This window comes from Spirillospora sp. NPDC048824, assembly GCF_043198455.1.
Classification (GTDB): Bacteria; Actinomycetota; Actinomycetes; order Streptosporangiales; family Streptosporangiaceae; genus Spirillospora.
The window spans coordinates 121,243-137,976 of record NZ_JBICUS010000006.1; the positions used below are offsets into that span (position 1 = coordinate 121,243).

General features: G+C 72.3%; 16 protein-coding genes. 7 read left to right on the forward strand and 9 right to left on the reverse strand.

The annotated features are described in order from the left end of the window. Nucleotides 1-81 precede the first annotated feature (81 nt). The 6 genes from ACGFIS_RS13765 to ACGFIS_RS13790 form a co-directional block, all read right to left on the reverse strand. Nucleotides 82-1,764: an acetyl-CoA carboxylase carboxyltransferase subunit alpha gene (locus ACGFIS_RS13765; protein ID WP_392970920.1), complete on the reverse strand. Its 1,683-nt coding sequence runs from the start codon at nt 1,762-1,764 to the stop codon at nt 82-84. Between the two features lie 23 nt (nt 1,765-1,787). After that, entirely contained in the window at nt 1,788-2,957 is a 1,170-nt protein-coding gene (locus tag ACGFIS_RS13770) for a beta-ketoacyl synthase N-terminal-like domain-containing protein (RefSeq protein ID WP_392911716.1), read from the reverse strand. Continuing rightward, the gene (locus ACGFIS_RS13775; RefSeq protein WP_392911718.1) at nt 2,954-4,165 is read right to left on the reverse strand and encodes a beta-ketoacyl-[acyl-carrier-protein] synthase family protein; all 1,212 of its coding nucleotides are present in this window, start codon (nt 4,163-4,165) and stop codon (nt 2,954-2,956) included. The genes ACGFIS_RS13770 and ACGFIS_RS13775 overlap by 4 nt, the downstream gene beginning before the upstream one ends. Before the next feature lie 37 nt (nt 4,166-4,202). Then, nucleotides 4,203-4,472, reverse strand: coding sequence for an acyl carrier protein (locus tag ACGFIS_RS13780; protein ID WP_392911720.1), 270 nt, complete (start codon nt 4,470-4,472; stop codon nt 4,203-4,205). A 65-nt stretch (nt 4,473-4,537) separates the two neighbouring features. Then, complete coding sequence (locus tag ACGFIS_RS13785) at nt 4,538-5,554, reverse strand: hypothetical protein (RefSeq protein WP_392970923.1); 1,017 nt, start codon at nt 5,552-5,554, stop codon at nt 4,538-4,540. A gap of 193 nt (nt 5,555-5,747) precedes the next feature. Continuing rightward, the gene (locus ACGFIS_RS13790; protein WP_392970926.1) at nt 5,748-6,905 is read right to left on the reverse strand and encodes a nucleotide disphospho-sugar-binding domain-containing protein; all 1,158 of its coding nucleotides are present in this window, start codon (nt 6,903-6,905) and stop codon (nt 5,748-5,750) included. Between the two features lie 95 nt (nt 6,906-7,000). On the opposite strand from ACGFIS_RS13790, the gene ACGFIS_RS13795 reads away from it, so the two are divergent. Beyond that, nucleotides 7,001-8,107: an ATP-binding cassette domain-containing protein gene (locus ACGFIS_RS13795; protein WP_392970929.1), complete on the forward strand. Its 1,107-nt coding sequence runs from the start codon at nt 7,001-7,003 to the stop codon at nt 8,105-8,107. 10 nt (nt 8,108-8,117) lie between these two features. After that, nucleotides 8,118-8,927, forward strand: coding sequence for an ABC transporter permease (locus tag ACGFIS_RS13800; protein ID WP_392911728.1), 810 nt, complete (start codon nt 8,118-8,120; stop codon nt 8,925-8,927). A 26-nt stretch (nt 8,928-8,953) separates the two neighbouring features. On the opposite strand, the gene ACGFIS_RS13805 is transcribed toward ACGFIS_RS13800, so the two are convergent. Then, nucleotides 8,954-10,003, reverse strand: a complete 1,050-nt coding sequence (locus ACGFIS_RS13805) for a methyltransferase (RefSeq protein WP_392970932.1) — start codon at nt 10,001-10,003, stop codon at nt 8,954-8,956. Between the two features lie 197 nt (nt 10,004-10,200). Here ACGFIS_RS13805 and ACGFIS_RS13810 point away from each other — a divergent pair, with 197 nt between their 5' ends. The 3 genes from ACGFIS_RS13810 (at nt 10,201) to ACGFIS_RS13820 (ending at nt 12,986) form a co-directional block, all read left to right on the forward strand. Then, nucleotides 10,201-10,389 carry a ferredoxin gene (locus ACGFIS_RS13810; RefSeq protein WP_392970935.1) on the forward strand — a complete coding sequence of 63 codons (189 nt, stop codon included), beginning with the start codon at nt 10,201-10,203 and terminating at the stop codon, nt 10,387-10,389. 109 nt (nt 10,390-10,498) lie between these two features. Further along, entirely contained in the window at nt 10,499-12,358 is a 1,860-nt protein-coding gene (gene asnB / locus ACGFIS_RS13815) for an asparagine synthase (glutamine-hydrolyzing) (protein ID WP_392970938.1), read from the forward strand. Between the two features lie 28 nt (nt 12,359-12,386). Further along, nucleotides 12,387-12,986 (forward strand): nitroreductase family protein, encoded by a 600-nt coding sequence (locus tag ACGFIS_RS13820; RefSeq protein WP_392970941.1) that lies wholly within the window; start codon nt 12,387-12,389, stop codon nt 12,984-12,986. Nucleotides 12,987-13,078: 92 nt separating this feature from the next. Here the strand turns inward: ACGFIS_RS13820 and ACGFIS_RS13825 are convergent, their stop codons facing one another. Further along, the gene (locus tag ACGFIS_RS13825) at nt 13,079-13,579 is read right to left on the reverse strand and encodes a hypothetical protein (protein WP_392911738.1); all 501 of its coding nucleotides are present in this window, start codon (nt 13,577-13,579) and stop codon (nt 13,079-13,081) included. Between the two features lie 268 nt (nt 13,580-13,847). Further along, nucleotides 13,848-14,600 carry an SDR family NAD(P)-dependent oxidoreductase gene (locus ACGFIS_RS13830; RefSeq protein ID WP_392970944.1) on the reverse strand — a complete coding sequence of 251 codons (753 nt, stop codon included), beginning with the start codon at nt 14,598-14,600 and terminating at the stop codon, nt 13,848-13,850. Between the two features lie 139 nt (nt 14,601-14,739). Between ACGFIS_RS13830 and ACGFIS_RS13835 the strand changes: the two genes are divergently transcribed. Together ACGFIS_RS13835 and ACGFIS_RS13840 are read left to right on the forward strand one after the other, a co-directional pair. Then, nucleotides 14,740-15,408, forward strand: a complete 669-nt coding sequence (locus tag ACGFIS_RS13835; RefSeq protein ID WP_392911742.1) for a TenA family protein — start codon at nt 14,740-14,742, stop codon at nt 15,406-15,408. A 53-nt stretch (nt 15,409-15,461) separates the two neighbouring features. Beyond that, nucleotides 15,462-16,661 carry a cytochrome P450 gene (locus tag ACGFIS_RS13840; protein WP_392911744.1) on the forward strand — a complete coding sequence of 400 codons (1,200 nt, stop codon included), beginning with the start codon at nt 15,462-15,464 and terminating at the stop codon, nt 16,659-16,661. Nucleotides 16,662-16,734: the final 73 nt, after the last annotated feature.

A 16,734-nucleotide genomic window follows, 5' to 3' on the forward strand; every position in this document is an offset into this window, starting at 1 on the left:
GGGCTTCCTCTCGTTGACCGCGCGGGCTGGCGCGGCGGACGGCGGATTCCTGGTGGCGGGTGGCCTGGTGGCGGGTGGCTCCTAGTAGCGGCGGAAGCGGCGGCGGCGCTGCGCCACCAGCTCCGCCGGGGGGAGGCCGGCGACCTCCGCGAGCGCCTCGTCGAGCGCGGCGCGCAGCAGCTCGGCGGCCTGGGAGGGGTCGTGGTGGGCGCCGCCGTCCGGCTCGGGGACGACGGCGTCGACGATGCCGTTGCCGAGCAGGTCGCGGGCGCCGATCTGCAGCGCGGCGGCGGCCCGGGGCGCGGCGGACTGGTCCTTCCACAGGATCGCCGCGCAGCCCTCCGGACTGATCACCGAGTACATGGCGCCGGCGCAGGCCAGTACCCGGTCGGCGACGGCGAGCGCGAGCGCGCCGCCGCTGCCTCCCTCACCGGTGATCGCCGCGATGACCGGGACGGGCAGCCCGGACATGAGCCGGATGTTCTCCGCGATCGCCCACGCCTGCCCGCGCTCCTCCGCGCCGATGCCGGGATGCGCGCCCGGCGTGTCGACCAGGGTGAGGATCGGCAGCCCCAGCTTGACCGCCAGCCGCATGAGGCGCGCGGCCTTGCGGTATCCCTCCGGTAGCGCCATGCCGAAGTTGCGCCGCACCCGCTCGGCGGTGTCGCGGCCCTTCTGGTGCCCGATCAGGACGACCTGCCGGTCGCCGAGCCGCCCGACGCCGCCCACGATGGCCGGGCAGTCGCCGGTGAGCCGGTCGCCGCGCAGCTCCTGGAAGCCGTCGAGCAGCTGGTTCGCGTATTCGAGGGTGTTCGGGCGGTTCTCGTGCCGCGCCGCCTTGATCACCTGTTCGGGGTCGAGGTCGGGAAGCAGCGCCGGGTCGCGGATCAGCCGCGTGCTCGCCGCCGCCGTCGTCGGCGTCGTCGTGGCCGGCGGCTCGGTGGCGGACGGGCCGCCCCGCTTGCGCGGACGCACCGGATGCTGGGCTTCGAGCAGGTCGGCGATCGTCGTCCGGAGCGCGGTGCGGGGGACGACCGCGTCCACCAGCCCCCGGGTGAGCAGGAACTCGGCCGTCTGGAACCCCTCGGGCAGGTCGGCCTGGATCGTCTGCCGGATGACCCGTGGCCCGGCGAAGCCGACGCGTGCGCCGGGCTCGGCCAGGATGACGTCCCCCAGGGTCGCGTAGGAGGCGGCGACGCCCCCGTACGTCGGGTCGCTGATGAGCGAGATGGTGAGGATGCCGGCCTCGTCCAGTTCGGCGAGCGCCTGGCTGGTCTTCGCCATCTGCATCAGCGCGAGGGCACCCTCCTGCATCCGGGCGCCGCCCGACGCGGTGACGATGATGAGCGGCCGGCGCAGCCGCAGCGCCGTCTCCGCCGCGCGGGTGATGGCCTCCCCGACCCCGCCGCCGAGGCTGCCGCCCATGAACCGGAAGTCCATGACCGCCGCCACGACGGGACGCCCGATCACCTCGCCGGTGACGCACAGGACGGCGTCGGTCATGCCGGTCTCCGCGCGGGCCTCGCGGAGCCGCTCCACGTAGGGGCGGGAGTCGGTGAAGCCGAGCGGGTCGTCCGGTACCCGCGGGGGAGCCAGCGGCTCGGCCGAGCCCGCGTCCAGGAGCTGCTCGACGCGTTGCCCGGCGGTGAGCCGGTCGTGGCGGCCGCATCCGGGGCATGTCCGCAGGATGCGTTCGTAGCGGCCGCCGTAGATCAGTTCTGAGCACTGGGGGCAGCGGGTCCATACCGCAGTTGGCGCAGTCACGTCTGAAGCGTGACCCGGCGGGCTCAATGGCCGGTTGAAGCGGGCTGGGGGCGGCGCATCACGAGGCATCCGGCGTGGCCGTCGTCTCCGAGCGAGGTCACGATGGCCACCGAGTCCTCCGCGGCGTCCGTGGCCTGCCAGGCGGCGATCAGGGCGGCGATCTGCAGTGCGCCGCTCGCGCTGTAGCTCTCGCCCAGCCGTGCCGCCGGCCGGATCCAGTGCGGCGGCGGCCCGTCCGCGGGCGAACGGCGAAGGGCGGCCCGGACGGCGTCCTCCTCGGCGGCCCGCAGCCCCCGGATTCCCGTCGCGCCCAGCGAAACGGTGTCGACGTCGGCGGCGGAGACGCCGCTGCGCCGCAGCGCACGGTCGACGCATCCCGCCAGTGACGTGCGCATACCCCCGGAACCTGGGGTTCCGACCTCGCAGGCGAGGAGCTCGGCCAGCGGTGTCCGCCCGGCCGCCGCCGCCCCGTCCGGTGTCTCGACGACGAACACGGCCGCGCCCTCACCGACCGCCGTCCCCGGCGCGAGGGCGCCGGAGTGGTGCCAGGCCCAGGCGGACTCGGCGCACAGCTCCTCCGCCGCGCCGACCAGGGCACGGTCGACCCGCCCCCGCGCGATCGCGTTGCGCGCGTAGCGGACGGCGGCCAGCCCCGACAGGCGGCCGTCGGCGATCGTGGCGTTCACCCCGCGCAGGGAGTTCCAGATCGCGAGCTGGCCGGCGCAGAAGTTCATGACCGCGCTGGGGAAGCGGTTGGCGCGCACCAGGTACGGCTTGTCCCGCACGAGCGTCTCCCGGGAGAACTCGCTGGAACTGCGGACGCTGCCGGTGCTGCTGCCGATCACGACGCCGGTCCGCGCGCGTTCCGCGTCGGCCAGGGGCGCGCCGAGCCCCCCGAGGGCGTGGTGCGCGGCCACCAGGGCGAGCAGGGTGGTGCGGTCCAGCGACCGGATCCCCTTCGTGCCGAGGGACTCCGCGACCCGCAGGTCCGGTGCCGCGGCCAGCGCCATCGGCGGGAAGTCGCCGCCGATCGCGTCGAGGTCGGCGGCCTGCGGCCCGCCCGCCGAGGTGAGCGGCGCCAGGCCGTGGCCCGCGGGTGAGACCACGCCGCAGCCGGTGATGACGAGCGGCGCGACGATCGTGGTCGCCGCCGCCCGTGCCGGTGCCCGGGTCGGGGCCTGCGCGGGCGTCATGCCACTCGTCCCAGCACGGTGATGGCGTTGTTGCCGCCGAACGCGAACCCGTTGTTCTGGACGATCCGCGGTGACGCGGCGCGTCCGGTGCCGGGGACGCAGTCCAGCCCGTCCCCCAGCGCCGGATCGGGTGCGGCCACGTTCGCGGTGGGCGGCAGGAAGCCCTCGTGCAGCGCCATGCAGCAGATCAGCGCGCCGAACCCGCTGGCCGCGCCCATCGTGTGCCCGATCATGGATTTGATCGAGCTGATCGGCGGGAGCGCGTCACCGAACACGGTCCGCATCGCCGCGACCTCCGTGGCGTCGTTGGTGGGCGTACCGGTGCCGTGCGCGCAGATGTAGTCGATGTCCGCCGGGCGCACCCCCGCGTCCTGGTGCGCCGCGCGGACGCACGCGGCGATGCTCGTCGGGTCGGGCGCGACGGGGTGCTTGGCGTCGCAGTTGACGCCGTAGCCGAGGACCTCGGCGTAGACGCGCGCGCCGCGCGCCACCGCGCCGTCGAGCGTCTCCAGGAACAGCGCGACGCCGCCCTCGGCCGTGAGGATCCCCGAGCGGCCGGCGTCGAACGGGCGGCACACCGACTCGGCGAGGGCGCCGAGCCGGTAGAACCCGGCGTGCGACCACCGGTTCACCGAGTCCGCGCCGCCCGCGAGCATGAACGCGGCCTCGCCGGTGCGGATCATGTCGTAGGCGTAGCCGAGCGCGTAGTTGCTCGCCGAGCAGGCCGTCGCGATCGTGTGGGCCTCGCCGGTGAGCGCCAGTTCGGCGTTGACCGCGGCGGCGATCCGCCCGGCCGGGGCCTGCGGGACGAGCGCCGGGTCGAGCGCCTTCATGCCGCCCTCGACCGACTGGCCGGTGAGCGCCTCGATCACGGCGGACTCGCCGAACGTCGTTCCCATCGCCGAGCCGGTGACCTCGGCGGAGATCCGGCCGGGGTCGATGCCGGAGTCCTCGACGGCCAGCCGCGCGGCCGACGCGGCGAACAGGGCGCTGCGTCCCCACCGGCCGGTCTCCAGCCGGTGCAGGATCCGCTCCGGCTCGAAGTCGCCGACCTCCCCCGCGTAGGTGTACGGGAACCCGGTGGTGTCGAAGCTCCGGATGGGCGACACGCCGCTGCGTCCCTCGCGGACGGCCCGCGCGAACACGTGGGCGCCGGTCCCGAGGCTGCTGACGGCGCCGAGCCCGGTCACGACCACGCGCTCACTCATCGGACGCTCACTCATGGGACGCTCACTCATGGGTCGTTCACTCATCGGACGCCCTGCTGTAGCGCTCCAGGACCTCCAGCACGGCCGTCAGCGTCGTCAGTTCCGGCAGCACCTCGTTGGGCAGGTGGACGCCCATGTCCCGCTCGATGCTGGAGATGATGTCGATGGCCATCAGCGAGTCGGCGCCGTGGTCGTTCACGAAGTGGCTGGTCTCCGTCAGCTCGTCCGGCTCGACCTCCAGGACGTCGGTGAGGATGTCGCGCAACTGCTGGATCTGCTCGGTCCGGGTGGTCGCCGCCTGGGTCATCGCATATGCCTTTCACAAGGTGGGGGGCTCAGAGGGGGCTCAGAGGGGGCTCAGAGGGTGGGGGCTCAGAGGGTGGGGAGGGGCGCTTCGTCGAGGGTCCGCTGGATCATCCGCGCCGCCTGCCGGTTGCCGTCGTCGTGCGGGTGCACGATGTCGGCGAAGGCGTCCCCCTCGAACCGGTCGGCGGACATGTTGAGGAACGACACCCCCAGCTCGGCGCAGCCCTCCGCGAGCAGGGCGGCGTAGGCGTCCCAGCACTTCTCCAGGGTGCTGTGGAGGATGCCGAAGACGGGGGCGTCGAAGTCGAAGCGTTCCCGCTCCGCTGCCGTCAGGTCGCGGGTGCGGGGGGTCGCGAGGGGCTGCAGGCACAGGACGATCCGGGTGCCCGGCGCGGCGGCCCGCGCGAGCAGCGCGAGGTCGCGGAGCCTGCGGCGGGCGGTGTCCTCCATCCGGGCCTGCGCCTCGGCGAGGTCCCACGGCCGGGTCGCCCGCGGGGCGAGGCGCCGTTCGTCCAGGTCGGGGACGGGTTTGCCGGCGGCGAGCGCGGCGAGGTCGAACACCGGGACGCGGACGAGGTCGTCGAACGTCCGCTCGTAGGAGATCGTCCCGTAGGCGCCGTCCGGGGTTAGCGAGCCGAACTGGTTGACCAGGTCGGTGCCGCCGCCGATGATCGCGACGTCGGACGCGGCGTGCAGGAACGGCGCGGCGGCGATGACCTCCTGCAGCGAGATCGCCGCGCACAGGCCGAGGTTGAGCCAGCTGATCCCGGTCAGGTCCGCCAGGTGCGAGGCGGGGGTGAACCGGTCCGCGGTCGCGCCGAGGCCGAGCGCCACCGAGTTCCCGAGCACGATGCCGCCTCCGCCGCGGGCGAGCCAGCCGGCGCAGTCGACCGTGCCCGACGGGGAGTCCGACAGCCGGAACCCCTCGTCGTCGATGTTGATGACGTCGGAGCGGTGGCCGGGGGAGAGGGTGAAGCCCAGGAAGGGATGCGGATAGAGGTCGAGGCCGTGCCTTTCCAGCAGCATCCCTCCGCGGTGCCGCCGCGCGAAGGACTCGTGCTCGAATTCCGGGGAGGAACCCACCGTGTGCTCCCGTTGTGTTCGTTGCCTGCTCGTGTTCGTTGCCTGCTCGTGTGGCCTGCTCGTGTGGCCTGCTCGTGTCCGTGGTCTGCGTACGGCCGGGACGGCCCGCACCGAGCCTGTCCACGCGAGATCGAAGGCGGCTCGCGAACGGCTCGACGCGGACGTCATGCGGCGGTTCAGGCGGTCCCGGTGGTCACCGGCCGGTCGTGGTGCCCACGCCGATGTGCGCGAGTTCGGCGACGACCCGCGCGGGCGGCGGCTGGTCGCGCATCTCGTCCCGCAGCGCCCGCGCGGCGTCCCGGTGGGCGGGGTCGTCGAGGACGGCGGTGAGCCCGTCCCGGATCGCGGCGGCCTCCACCCCCGGTGCGGGGAGCACCACCCCGGCGTTGGTCTCCGCGATGCGGGCCGCGTGCCGCACATGGTCGGGCAGGCGCGGGACGAGTACCTGCGGCAGCCCGCTGTCCAGCGCGGTGAGGATCGTCCCGGCGCCGCCCTGCGCGATGACGGCGTCGCATCTCGGCAGCAGCAGGTGCAGCGGCGCGCCCTCGACGACGTGCGCCTCCGGCGGGAGCGTGCCGAGGAGGTCGCGCTGCCCGGGGGCGACCGCCACGATCACGTCCACCGGCAGGCCGGCGATGGCCCGGACGGCGTCCCCGGCGAGGAACAGCCGCGGGTCCAGCCTGCTGTAGGTGGTGCCCCAGGTGACGCACACGCGCGGGCGGCGGGCGGCGGGACGCGGGCTCGGCGGCGGAAGGACCCCCGGCCCGTTGTAGGGGACGTAGCGCATCGGCAGCCGCCGGGAGCCGGTCGGGACCTGCAGCCCCGCCGGGCACGGGTCGACGGTGGCGGCGCCGAACGGTTCGACGCCGTCCAGGCCGAGCTTCTCGCACATCGGGGCGAGCACGTCCGGGAGGAACCTGCCCGCACCGCTCAGCAGGTCCGCCCCGTACAGGTGCCGGACCGCCGGGACGCCCACCGCGGCGGCGGCCAGCGGCCCGGCGAACGCCGTGGGCTCGTACACGATCAGGTCCGCGCGCCAGCCCTCGGCGAGCTTCACGAGATCACCGGTCATGGACTCGGCGAGGTCGCCCAGCAGCCCGAGGACGCGCGGGCCGCCGCCGCCCTTGCCCGGCCGCCCCTCCGGCGGATGCACGATGTCGCGGAAGACGGCGACCGCGTCGACGTCGCGGCCGACCGGCGCGGCGGGCAGCCCGGTGCGCAGGATCGTCCCGGTCAGTTCCGGCTCGCTCGCGATCAGCACCTCGTGCCCGGCGGCCCGGCAGGCCCACGCGAGCGGGACCATTGCGTACAGATGTGACGGCCACGCCCAGGTGGCGAAGATGACGCGCATGGCCACCACCGCACCACCGGCCGCTCGCCGTCGGCTCCAGTGCCGCTCAAGCCCGCGGTGATCGACTGCCCCCGGGTGTGCGGAGGGAGGCGGCGGTGACCAGACCGACCGAGGCCGAGCAGGCCATGACCGGACCGACCATCGAGGCGCGTGGCCTGGTGAAGCGTTTCGGCAGGACGACGGCGTTGGACGGGCTCGACCTCGACGTCATGCCGGGCAAGGTCGTCGCGGTCCTCGGGCCGAACGGGGCGGGGAAGACGACGTTCGTCCGGTCCGTGGCGACGCTGGTGAAGCCCGACGCGGGCGTGCTGCGGGTCGCCGGCCACGACGTGCGCCGCGACCCGCGGGCGGTGCGCCGCGCCATCGGGCTCGCCGGCCAGTTCGCGTCGGTGGAGCCCGCCATGACCGGCCGCGAGAACCTGGAGCTGGTCGCGCGCCTGTACGGGCAGTCCGCCCGAGCGGCCAGGGCCGCCGCGACGGCCGTCCTGGAGAGCTTCGGCCTGACGGACGTGGCGGACCGGCTCGTCCGGACGTACTCGGGCGGGATGCGGCGCAAGCTGGACCTCGGCGCCAGCATGGTGAGCGAGCCGCGGCTGCTGCTGCTCGACGAACCGACGACCGGCCTCGACCCGCGGGCGCGCCTGGACCTGTGGGACGCCATCGACGGGCTCGTCGAACGCGGCACCGACGTGCTGCTCACCACCCAGTACCTGGACGAGGCCGAGCGGCTCGCCGGGCACATCGTCATCATCGACCACGGCCGCGCGGTGGCGGCGGGGTCGCCCGCCGAGCTGAAACGCCGGGTGGGCGGCAACGTGCTGGAGGTCCACGTGCGCGACGAGGCGGACCTGGCGGCGATCGCCGCGGTGCTCGCGCGGGCGGGCCACGAACCGCAGATCGACGCGGCGGTGCGCCGGGTCAGCGCGGGCGTCGGCGACGGCGGGGCCGTCCACGCGCTGGTCGACGGGCTGCGCGCGGCGGAGGCGACCGGGGTGACGGTCGCCGACATCGGGGTGCGCGGCCCGAGCCTCGACGAGGTGTTCCTCGCCCTCACCGGAAAGGCGTCCCCCACCGAAACCCCGACCGAGACCCCCACCGAAACCCCCACCGAAACCCCGACCGAGACCCCCACCGAAACCCCCGCCGAAACCCCGGCCGACAGCCCCACCGAGACCGCCACTGACAGCCCCACCGACGCCTGAGGAGACGACCATGACCGTCAGCGCGACCGCCGGGGGCCGGGGTGCCGGCCTGGCGATGGGCACGTTCCTCGTTGCGAAACGGGCAGTGCTGACCTTCCTGCGCACCCCCCAGCTCGTCATCGTCGGGACGGTGCAGCTCGTGGGGTTCCTGGTGACGTTCCGCTACGTGTTCGGCGGGGCGTTCGGCACCTACAAGGGCCTGGACTACGTCGACTTCGCCGTCCCCGGCTTCATCGCCGCCGGGGTGCCGTTCACGCTCATCGGGACCGCCGTCGTGATGGCCGAGGACCTGCACACCGGGTTCGTCGACCGGCTGCGGTCGCTGCCGTCGCCGTCCGCGGCGGTGCTGACCGGGCGGGTCGTCGCCGACACCGCCGTACTCGCGTGGAGCCTCGCGATCGCGGCCCTCGTCGGGTTCGGCATCGGTTTCCGCCCGCACGGCACGGCCCTGGCCGCGCTGGCGGCGTTCGGCCTGTGCCTGGTGTTCGGGCTCGCGTTCAGCTGGGTCTTCATCACGCTGGGCCTTCTGGCCCGCAACGGGCAGGCCGCGCAGGGCCTGTCCCTGCTGGTCTTCCCGGTGACGTTCGGGTCGAGCGCGTACGTGCCCGTCGACACCATGCCGGGCTGGCTCCGCGCGTTCGCCGAGAACCAGCCGATGACCTCGATGGCCGACGCCGTCCGCGCCCTGACGCTGGGGGACCACGCCGTCCACGTCCTCGGGCACGACGCCGGCTACTTCGTGCCGCGGGCGCTCGCCTGGTGCGCCGTCATCATGGTCGTCTTCGCGGGCCTGGCCGTGGCCGTCTTCCGGCGCGGCTGACCCGCCTGCCCGGGTGGGGCCGCCGCTCAGCCCTTGTGGCAGAGCACCAGCGTCTCGTTCTCGGCGAGCGGCCGGCACGACGTCGACGTGAACCCTGCCGCGTCCGCCAGCGCGGTCAGTTCGCCGGCGCCGTACTCCGACCCCTCCTCGGTGACCAGGGCCATGATGAGGCTCGCGACATGGCCGTCCACGTCGACACCGCCGTCCGCGCCGCCGTCGGCGCCGCCGTCGGCGCCGCCTTCGGTGAGCATCCGGTCGTGGACGAGCAGCACACCGCCGGGGTTGACGGCCTCGAACGCCTTGCGCATCAGGATCTCCCGCCGTCCCGGCGACCAGTTGTGCAGGACGTGCCCGAAGACCAGCACGTCCGCGCGGGGGAGCGGGTCGCGGAAGAAGTCACCGGCGTGGAAGACCGCCCTCCCGGACAGCCCCAGCGCCGCCATCCGCTCGTCGAACGGGGCCCGCATCTGGGGGAGGTCGAACACGTGCCCGGTCAGCCCCGGATGGTCGGCGACGAGCCGTCCCACCAGGTCGCCCGCGCAGCCGCCGACGTCCAGGACGGACCGGTGCGCCGGCCAGTCGACCGCCTTCAGCAGTTCCGGGACGAGCGGCCGCAGCGCGCCCTCCATCATCCGGACGTAGCGCCGCAGCTCCACGGGGTCGCCGAGCATCGCGTCGAAGCCGTCCGCCTCCGCGCGCGGCCTTCCGGTGCGCAGCGTCTCGGTCAGCCCGTTCCACAGCGGGTACAGGTTCGCCTTGGCGCCCAGCAGGGACCCGCCGACGTACCCGGGCGTGCCGCTGACCAGGTGGCGGTCGGCGCCCTCGGCGTTGCGGTACCGGCCGCCCTCCTCCTCCAGCAGGCCGAGCCCGGCCAGAAGCGCCAGGAAGTCGCGCAGACCGCGCCCGTCGAGGGCCAGGCGGTCACGGACGTCCTGCTCGGTGCCGGGCGCCTTGTGCAACGCGGTGAAAAGGCCGAGCTCGACCGCCGTCAGCAGCGCCTGCGCCTCGCAGTAGGCGTTGCCGAGGCGGAGGATGCCCTGCACAGAACCGATGTCTGGGGCCGTGCGCACAGTCACCGGACGTCCTTCCGTCGCCGACACGTCCCGGTGACCGTGCCGCACCGGGGTGGAGCCTCGGTCGAGACGCCCGGACGTCCCGGCCCGGTGCTGTACCGATCTTCGAGCGTCGCGCGACCTCCACCCCGCACAGTTCCACCGGGAACAGGGCCCAGCAGGACCCACACGGCGGTGAAGATCCGGGACGGTGATGTGCGGTGCGTGTGAGCGTGACCAAGGAGACGTGTGCGGTGGCGAGCCTGTGCGTCTACCGCGTCCCCGAAGTCTTCGACCAGGACGAGGACGGCACCGTCGAACTCCTGGACGCGGACCCGCCGGACGATCTGCACCAGGCGGTCCGGACCGCGGCGCGCGGCTGCCCGACCCGGTCGATCCACATCGACTAGGTCCACTTCCACATCGATCAGATCCATCGACCAGATCCACATCGATCAGATCCACATCGAGCGGGCCCGCTGCGGACCCGCGGCCGGAACGACTGAGAGGGAGACGTGGATGTGCGGCATCGTCGGCTGGGTGGACTTCGGGCGTGATCTCGCCGGAGAGGCACCGACTCTGCGGGCCATGACCGAGACGCTGGCGAAACGGGGCGTGGACGCGCGGGGCGTGTGGATCAGGGGGCACGCCGCCCTCGGGCACACCCGGACGTCCATCATCGACCTGGCCGGCGGCGCGCAGCCGCTGACCGTCGAGGAGGACGGCCGTCCCCTCGCCGTGATCGTCTACAACGGCGAGGTCTACAACTTCAAGCAGCTGCGCAGCGAGCTGGAGGCGTGCGGGCAGCGGTTCCGCACCCGCAGCGACACCGAGGTGGTGCTCCGCGCCTACCTGGAGTGGGGCACCGGCTTCGCCGAGCGGCTGGAGGGCATCTTCGCGTTCGCCATCTGGGACGTGCGCCGCGAGGAGCTGGTGCTGGTCCGCGACCGGCTCGGCGTCAAGCCGCTGTTCTACTCGGTGCGGCCGGACGGGGTCCTGTTCGGTTCCGAGCCGAAGGCGCTGCTCGCGAACCGGCTGGTCCGCCCGGTCGTCGACGTCGACGGGCTGCGGGAGCTGTTCGCCACGGCGAAAAGGCCGGGGCAGGCGGTGTTCCGCGACATGGCGGAGCTGCGTCCCGGCCACCTGCTGACCGTGGGACGCGACGGCGTGACCGACACGACGTACTGGCGGCTGGAGGCGCGTCCGCACACCGAGGACGTCGACGGCACCGTCCGGCATGTCCGGTCGCTGCTGGAGGAGATCGTGCTCCGCGAACTCGTCGCGGACGTCCCGCTGTGCACGGCCCTCTCGGGCGGCGTGGACTCCAGTGCCCTGACCGCGATCGCCGCGAAATGGCGCTGGCAACTTGAGGGCGAACGCGTCCGGACGTTCGTGACCACGTTCGACGAGTACGCGAAGAAGTTCCAGCCGGACGACGTCCGCTTCTCCCCCGACGAGCCGTACGCGGCCGAGGTCTCCCGGCATCTCGGCACCGACCACGTCCCGATCGTGCTGGGCACCGCCGATCTGATGGACCGGGAGACGCGCCGGCAGGTGCTGCTGGCGCAGGACATGCCGACGACGCTCGGCGACATGGACACGTCCAATTACCTCACCTCGCGCCGGATCAAGTCGCATTCCACGGTGGCGCTCGCCGGTGAGGTCGCCGACGAGATCTTCGGCGGCTACAACTGGATGCACGACCCCGAACTGCTGAACGCCGGGACGTTCCCGTGGACGGCGAACGAGCCGCGGCAGCCGGGCTCCCCCAAGGGCCAGGGCCGCGGCCTGTTCGACAGCGGGCTCATGGACAAGCTGGAACTCGGCGTCTACTACGCCGACCACTTCCAGGAAGCGGTGGCCGAGGCGCCGCACCAGGACGGCGAGAGCGACGGCGAACGCCGGATGCGCGACGTCGCCTACACCACCCTCACCTGGTGGCTGCCGATGCTGCTCGACCGCGGCGACCGGCTCTCCATGGCGCACGGCCTGGAGCTGCGCGTGCCGTACGCCGACCACCGGCTCGTCGAGTACATGTACAACACGCCGTGGGCGTTCAAGACGTTCGACGGCCGGGAGAAGAGCATCCTGCGCGCGGCCGTCGCCGACCTGGTGCCGGAGTCGGTGCTGAAGCGGACGAAGAGCCCGTGGCCGGTCACCCAGGACCCGGCCTACGCGGCGATGCTCCACGAGGAGCTGCGGGACATGCTGGCCGACCCGTCGTCCCCCGCGCTGCCGTTCCTGGACACGGCCGCCATGCGCCGCACGATCGACGAGCCGTCGAGCATCGCCCACGAGTGGGTCAGCAGGATGAACATCGAGATGGCACTGGAGTTCAACACGTGGCTCGAAACCTACGGCGTCGAACTGGCCATCTGACGGCGTCATGTGAGAAGAGGAGACCAGCATGGATTTCTCGGACGTCCTGCGCCGGCGCCGGATGGAGCGCAGCTACACCGACGAGCCCGTCTCCGATGAGGCGATCCTGCGCATCCTGGAGGGGCTGCGCCGCGCGCCCAGCGCGGGCTTCAGCCAGGGTCACCGCGTCGTCGTCGTCACCGACCCGAAGCTGCGGCAGGCGGCCGCCGACATCGCCGAGGCCCGCTACGTGGAACTCGGTTTCCCCCGCTGGATCGCCTCGGCGCCCGTCCACCTCTACGTGTGCACGCGCGAGGACTCCTACCACGAGCGCTACAACGCGGCCGGGGACATCCGGGAGGGATACTCCGAGATCCCCTGGCCGGTGCCGTTCTGGTGGTTCGACTGCGGCGCCCTGTTCATGCTCCTGCAACTGGCCGCCCTGAACGAGGGCCTGGCGACGGGAATGGTCAGCTCCGTCTACACCGACGAGCTGAAGTCCCTGGCCGACGTGGTCGGCCTCCCCGAAGACGTATCCCTGGCGGGCATCATCACCGTCGGTCACCTGGACGACAGCGTGAAGACCCCGGTCCCCCCGGGCGCGGCGACGCGCAGGCCCAACGAAGACCTAGTCGAGTGGCGCCGCTAACACCGCAATCAGGCCCACTCCCGGGGCGGGGACATGCGGTGCTTCAACAGCAGCTCGCTCCCCCCGTTCGATCCAGATGGGAACTTGTGGGATCACATAGCCTTTGAACTGCGCAGACAGCGACACGAGCGAGACCTCTCGCTGGCCGAAGTAGGTGCGATCATCGACCGGGATCGCTCGCTGGTCGCACGTGTTGAATCCGGCATCAGCCAGCCAACGAGACACCTGTGCCCAGGAGTACAGCTTGATGCGACTGCCGCGATGAATGGCCGGAGTGGGAAAACCTCCAGGACCGCGTTCACCGGTCGTCCAGTGTCCAACGCTGGGGCAGACCTGTCGGTCTTCTCGGCGATGTCGTCGATGGTGACCAGGTCCTCCATGGCGCCGGTCACCGACAGTCCACTGCGCTCGCTGTCGTCGATGGCCGACAGGATCGCCTCGGTCGCGTTGCGCGCCTCGCGTGAGAACAGGATGGTGCCACCCTGCTCGTCGCCGGAGAGTTGACCGTCACCGCAACGCGAGTACAGCCGCTCAGCGGCCTCCTCAAGATCGCTGACCGGCCCGATCTCAAGCTCGAACCAGTAGGTGCTCATCAGTCCTCCTCTTCCCGTCGTGCGGTCACCTTGGCATCGTGCTGCCGCATCCGCCTTCGAATCTTCTGTGCCTCATGTTCGTCGACGTCGGGAGTTCCGTTGATCGAGAACGGAGGAGTGCAGCAGCCGGGGCCGCCAGGGCAGGATGCTCTTGCATAGGCGTGATGGATCACGGCTGTGTGCACCGGCTGACGCTGATACCGGTACGTGGCAGGGCTCGTGGTTCGGGATCGGCTGGGGTGATGCTGACAAGGCGAGCGGGGTTTGGTCAGCGGCCGCCGGCGGTGTGGACCACTTCGCCGTTGACGTTGCCGTTCGCTTCGGAGCACAGGAAGACGATCAGGCGCGCCACGTCGTCGGCCGTGCTGAGGCGGCCGCTCGGGGTCTCCTCCGTCGCCTTCTCAAGGAGGACGGGGTCCACCGCGTCCAGGCTCTCGGTGAGGGTGGCTCCGGGGGCCACCACGTTGGCCAGGACGCCGTCGCGCGTCCACATCAGCGACCGCGCGAACCCGTGCAGGGCGGCCTTGGCCGCGCTGTAGAACTCCGAGCCGGGGTTGCCGTAGTGCGCGGTGATGGATGACAGGAGAGCGATCCGTCCCCAGCCGCGCTCCCTCATGCCGCCGAGGGCCTCACGCACCGTCCACATATGGCCTTCGACGTTCTCCCGGAAGAGGCCGAGCCAGTGGTCCATGGGCTGGTCCTGGTACGGCGGGACGTTCTCGGGGTCGACCCACACCCAGGTCTGCGCGTTGGCCACGACGACGTCGACGCCGCCCCAGGCGTCCTCGACGTCCCGGACCGCCCGCCGGATGGAGCCGGGGTCGGCGAGGTCGCAGCGCAGGGCGAGCGCCCGCCCGTCGCCGCCCAGCTCCTCCGCGAGATCCTTCGCGGCCGTGTCGGAGCTGTGGAAGGTGAGGGCGACCCTTGCGCCTTCGGCGGCGAAGGCGTGCGCGGTCGCCCGCCCGATGCCCCGGGTGCCGCCGGTGATGAGCACCCGCCTGTCCGTCAATCCGAGATCCATGGACGCAATGTCCATCGGACGGCTCGAAGGCGGCTCGGGACGCGTTCCAAGACCTCGGGACGCCTTCCAGGAGATTTCGAGCGCCGGTCCGTAGCGTCCGCGTCGGAGCCCGAGCCGTGCCTTGCGATGGGGGAGACGGATGCTTCACGACGAACTCAGGGAGATCAGGGACCCTGTCCTGCGGAAGGTCCACGACCATCCGTTCTGGTCCGGTCTCCGGGACGGTTCCCTGCCGGGTGAGTCGCTCGCCCATTTCGTCCAGCAGGACACCGGGCACCTGCTGCCCGCCTACGCGCGGGCACTGGCCCGGTGTGCCGCGGTGGCGCCGGACGACCTCGACGCCTGCCTGCTCGGCCAGTCGATCGTCGGGACGCTGGAGGCCGCCGGCCGGCTGCGTGAGGCGTACGCGGGCCTGGCCGGCGATCTGGGGCTGCCCAAGCTGGGCGAGCAGGCCCCGGTCGACCCGGCGACCCACGCGCACGCGTCGTTCTTCGCCGCCGCGAGCGCACGGTCGTTCCACGACGGTCTCGGCGCGCTGCTCCCCATGGTGTGGTTCAACGCGGAGGTCTCCGACGGGCTGAAGCGCGGCGTCGAGCCGGGTTCGCGGTACGCGCCGTGGATCGAGGTCTACCACCCGGGCGAGTCGTACGGGTACGCCGTCCAGGCGTTCCTGGACATGGTCGACCGGGCCGGCGACGGCTGCTCGGCCCGGCAGCGCCAACTGATCATCGAGCAGTTCTCCATCAGCGTCCGTTACGAATGGGCGTTCGCCGAATGCTGCCTGCGGCGGCCGTCCTGGCCGGTGTGAACGGGCGGGGCCGGCCAGATCACGGGCAGCCGACGAGAAAGGTCGCCGACCAGATGAGTTCGAGCACCCCGATTCCCTATCCCTTCGAATGGACCCCGGTCATGGAGGTCCCCGGACGGTTGCGCGGCCTGCACGAGAAGGCCCAGGTCGACGTGCGGCTCCCGAGCGGTGACACCGCGGTGATGGTGACGCGCTACAAGGACGTCCGGAGCCTGTTCGCCGATCCCCGGCTGAGCAAGAACATCGCCCGTCCGGGCATGGCGCGGGTGTCCAAGGACAACGACCTGTTCGTCGACCCCAAGATCGACGGTGACCCGCCGCACCACACCGCGATGCGCGGGCTCGTCACGCGGGCGTTCACCGCGCGCCGGATCGAGCTGCTGCGCCCGTTCGCGCAGTCGGTCACCGACGAGCTGCTGGACGCGATGGAGGCCGGGCCGAAGCCGGCCGACCTGAACGAGGCGCTGGCCTTCCCGCTGCCGATCCTGGTGATCTGCAAGCTGCTGGGCGTGCCGCCGGAGGACCGGGACAAGTTCCGCGGGCTGGTGGACGGCTTCCTCTCGGTGAGCAAGCTGCCGCCGGAGGAGGTCGAGGAGTGCCGCAAGGGCCTGTGGTCGTACCTGGCGGACCTGATCGTCGCCAAGCGGGCCGATCCCGGCGACGACCTCATCGGCAGCCTCATCAAGATCCGGGACGAGGACGACAACCGGCTGTCGGACTACGAGCTGCACCACTGGACGCAGAGCCTGCTCATCGCCGGCTATGTCACCACGGCCAGCCAGATCGGCACCGGGACGGCGGTGCTGCTGCACCGGCGGGACCTGTTCGAGCAGGTGAAGGCCGATTCGTCGCTGGTGGAGCCGGCGGTCGAGGAGCTGCTGCGCACGCAGATCATGGGGTCGTCGATCGGCACGCTGCGGTACGCCCTGACCGACATCGAGCTGTCCGACGGCTCGGTGATCAAGGAGGGGACCAGCGTCCTGCTGTCGGAGGAGGGCGCCAACACCGACGAACGGGTGTTCAAGGACCCGTTCACGATCGACATCCGGCGCAAGGAGAACCACCACATGACGTTCGGTGCGGGCATCCACTACTGCGTGGGTGCGGCGCTGGCCCGGATGGAACTGCAGGTGGCGACGGAGACGCTGCTGCGCCGGTTCCCGGACGTCCGCCTCGCCGTCCCCGCGGAGGAGTTGCCGCGCGGGCTCGGCGGGTTCATGGAGGGCTTCAGCGAGGTCCCCGTCACCTGGTGAACGACTGATTCCTCTCGTCCAGGCCCCCGGCCGTGCAGGTCGGGGGCCTTGACGTGTCCGGGGACGGGCGGCT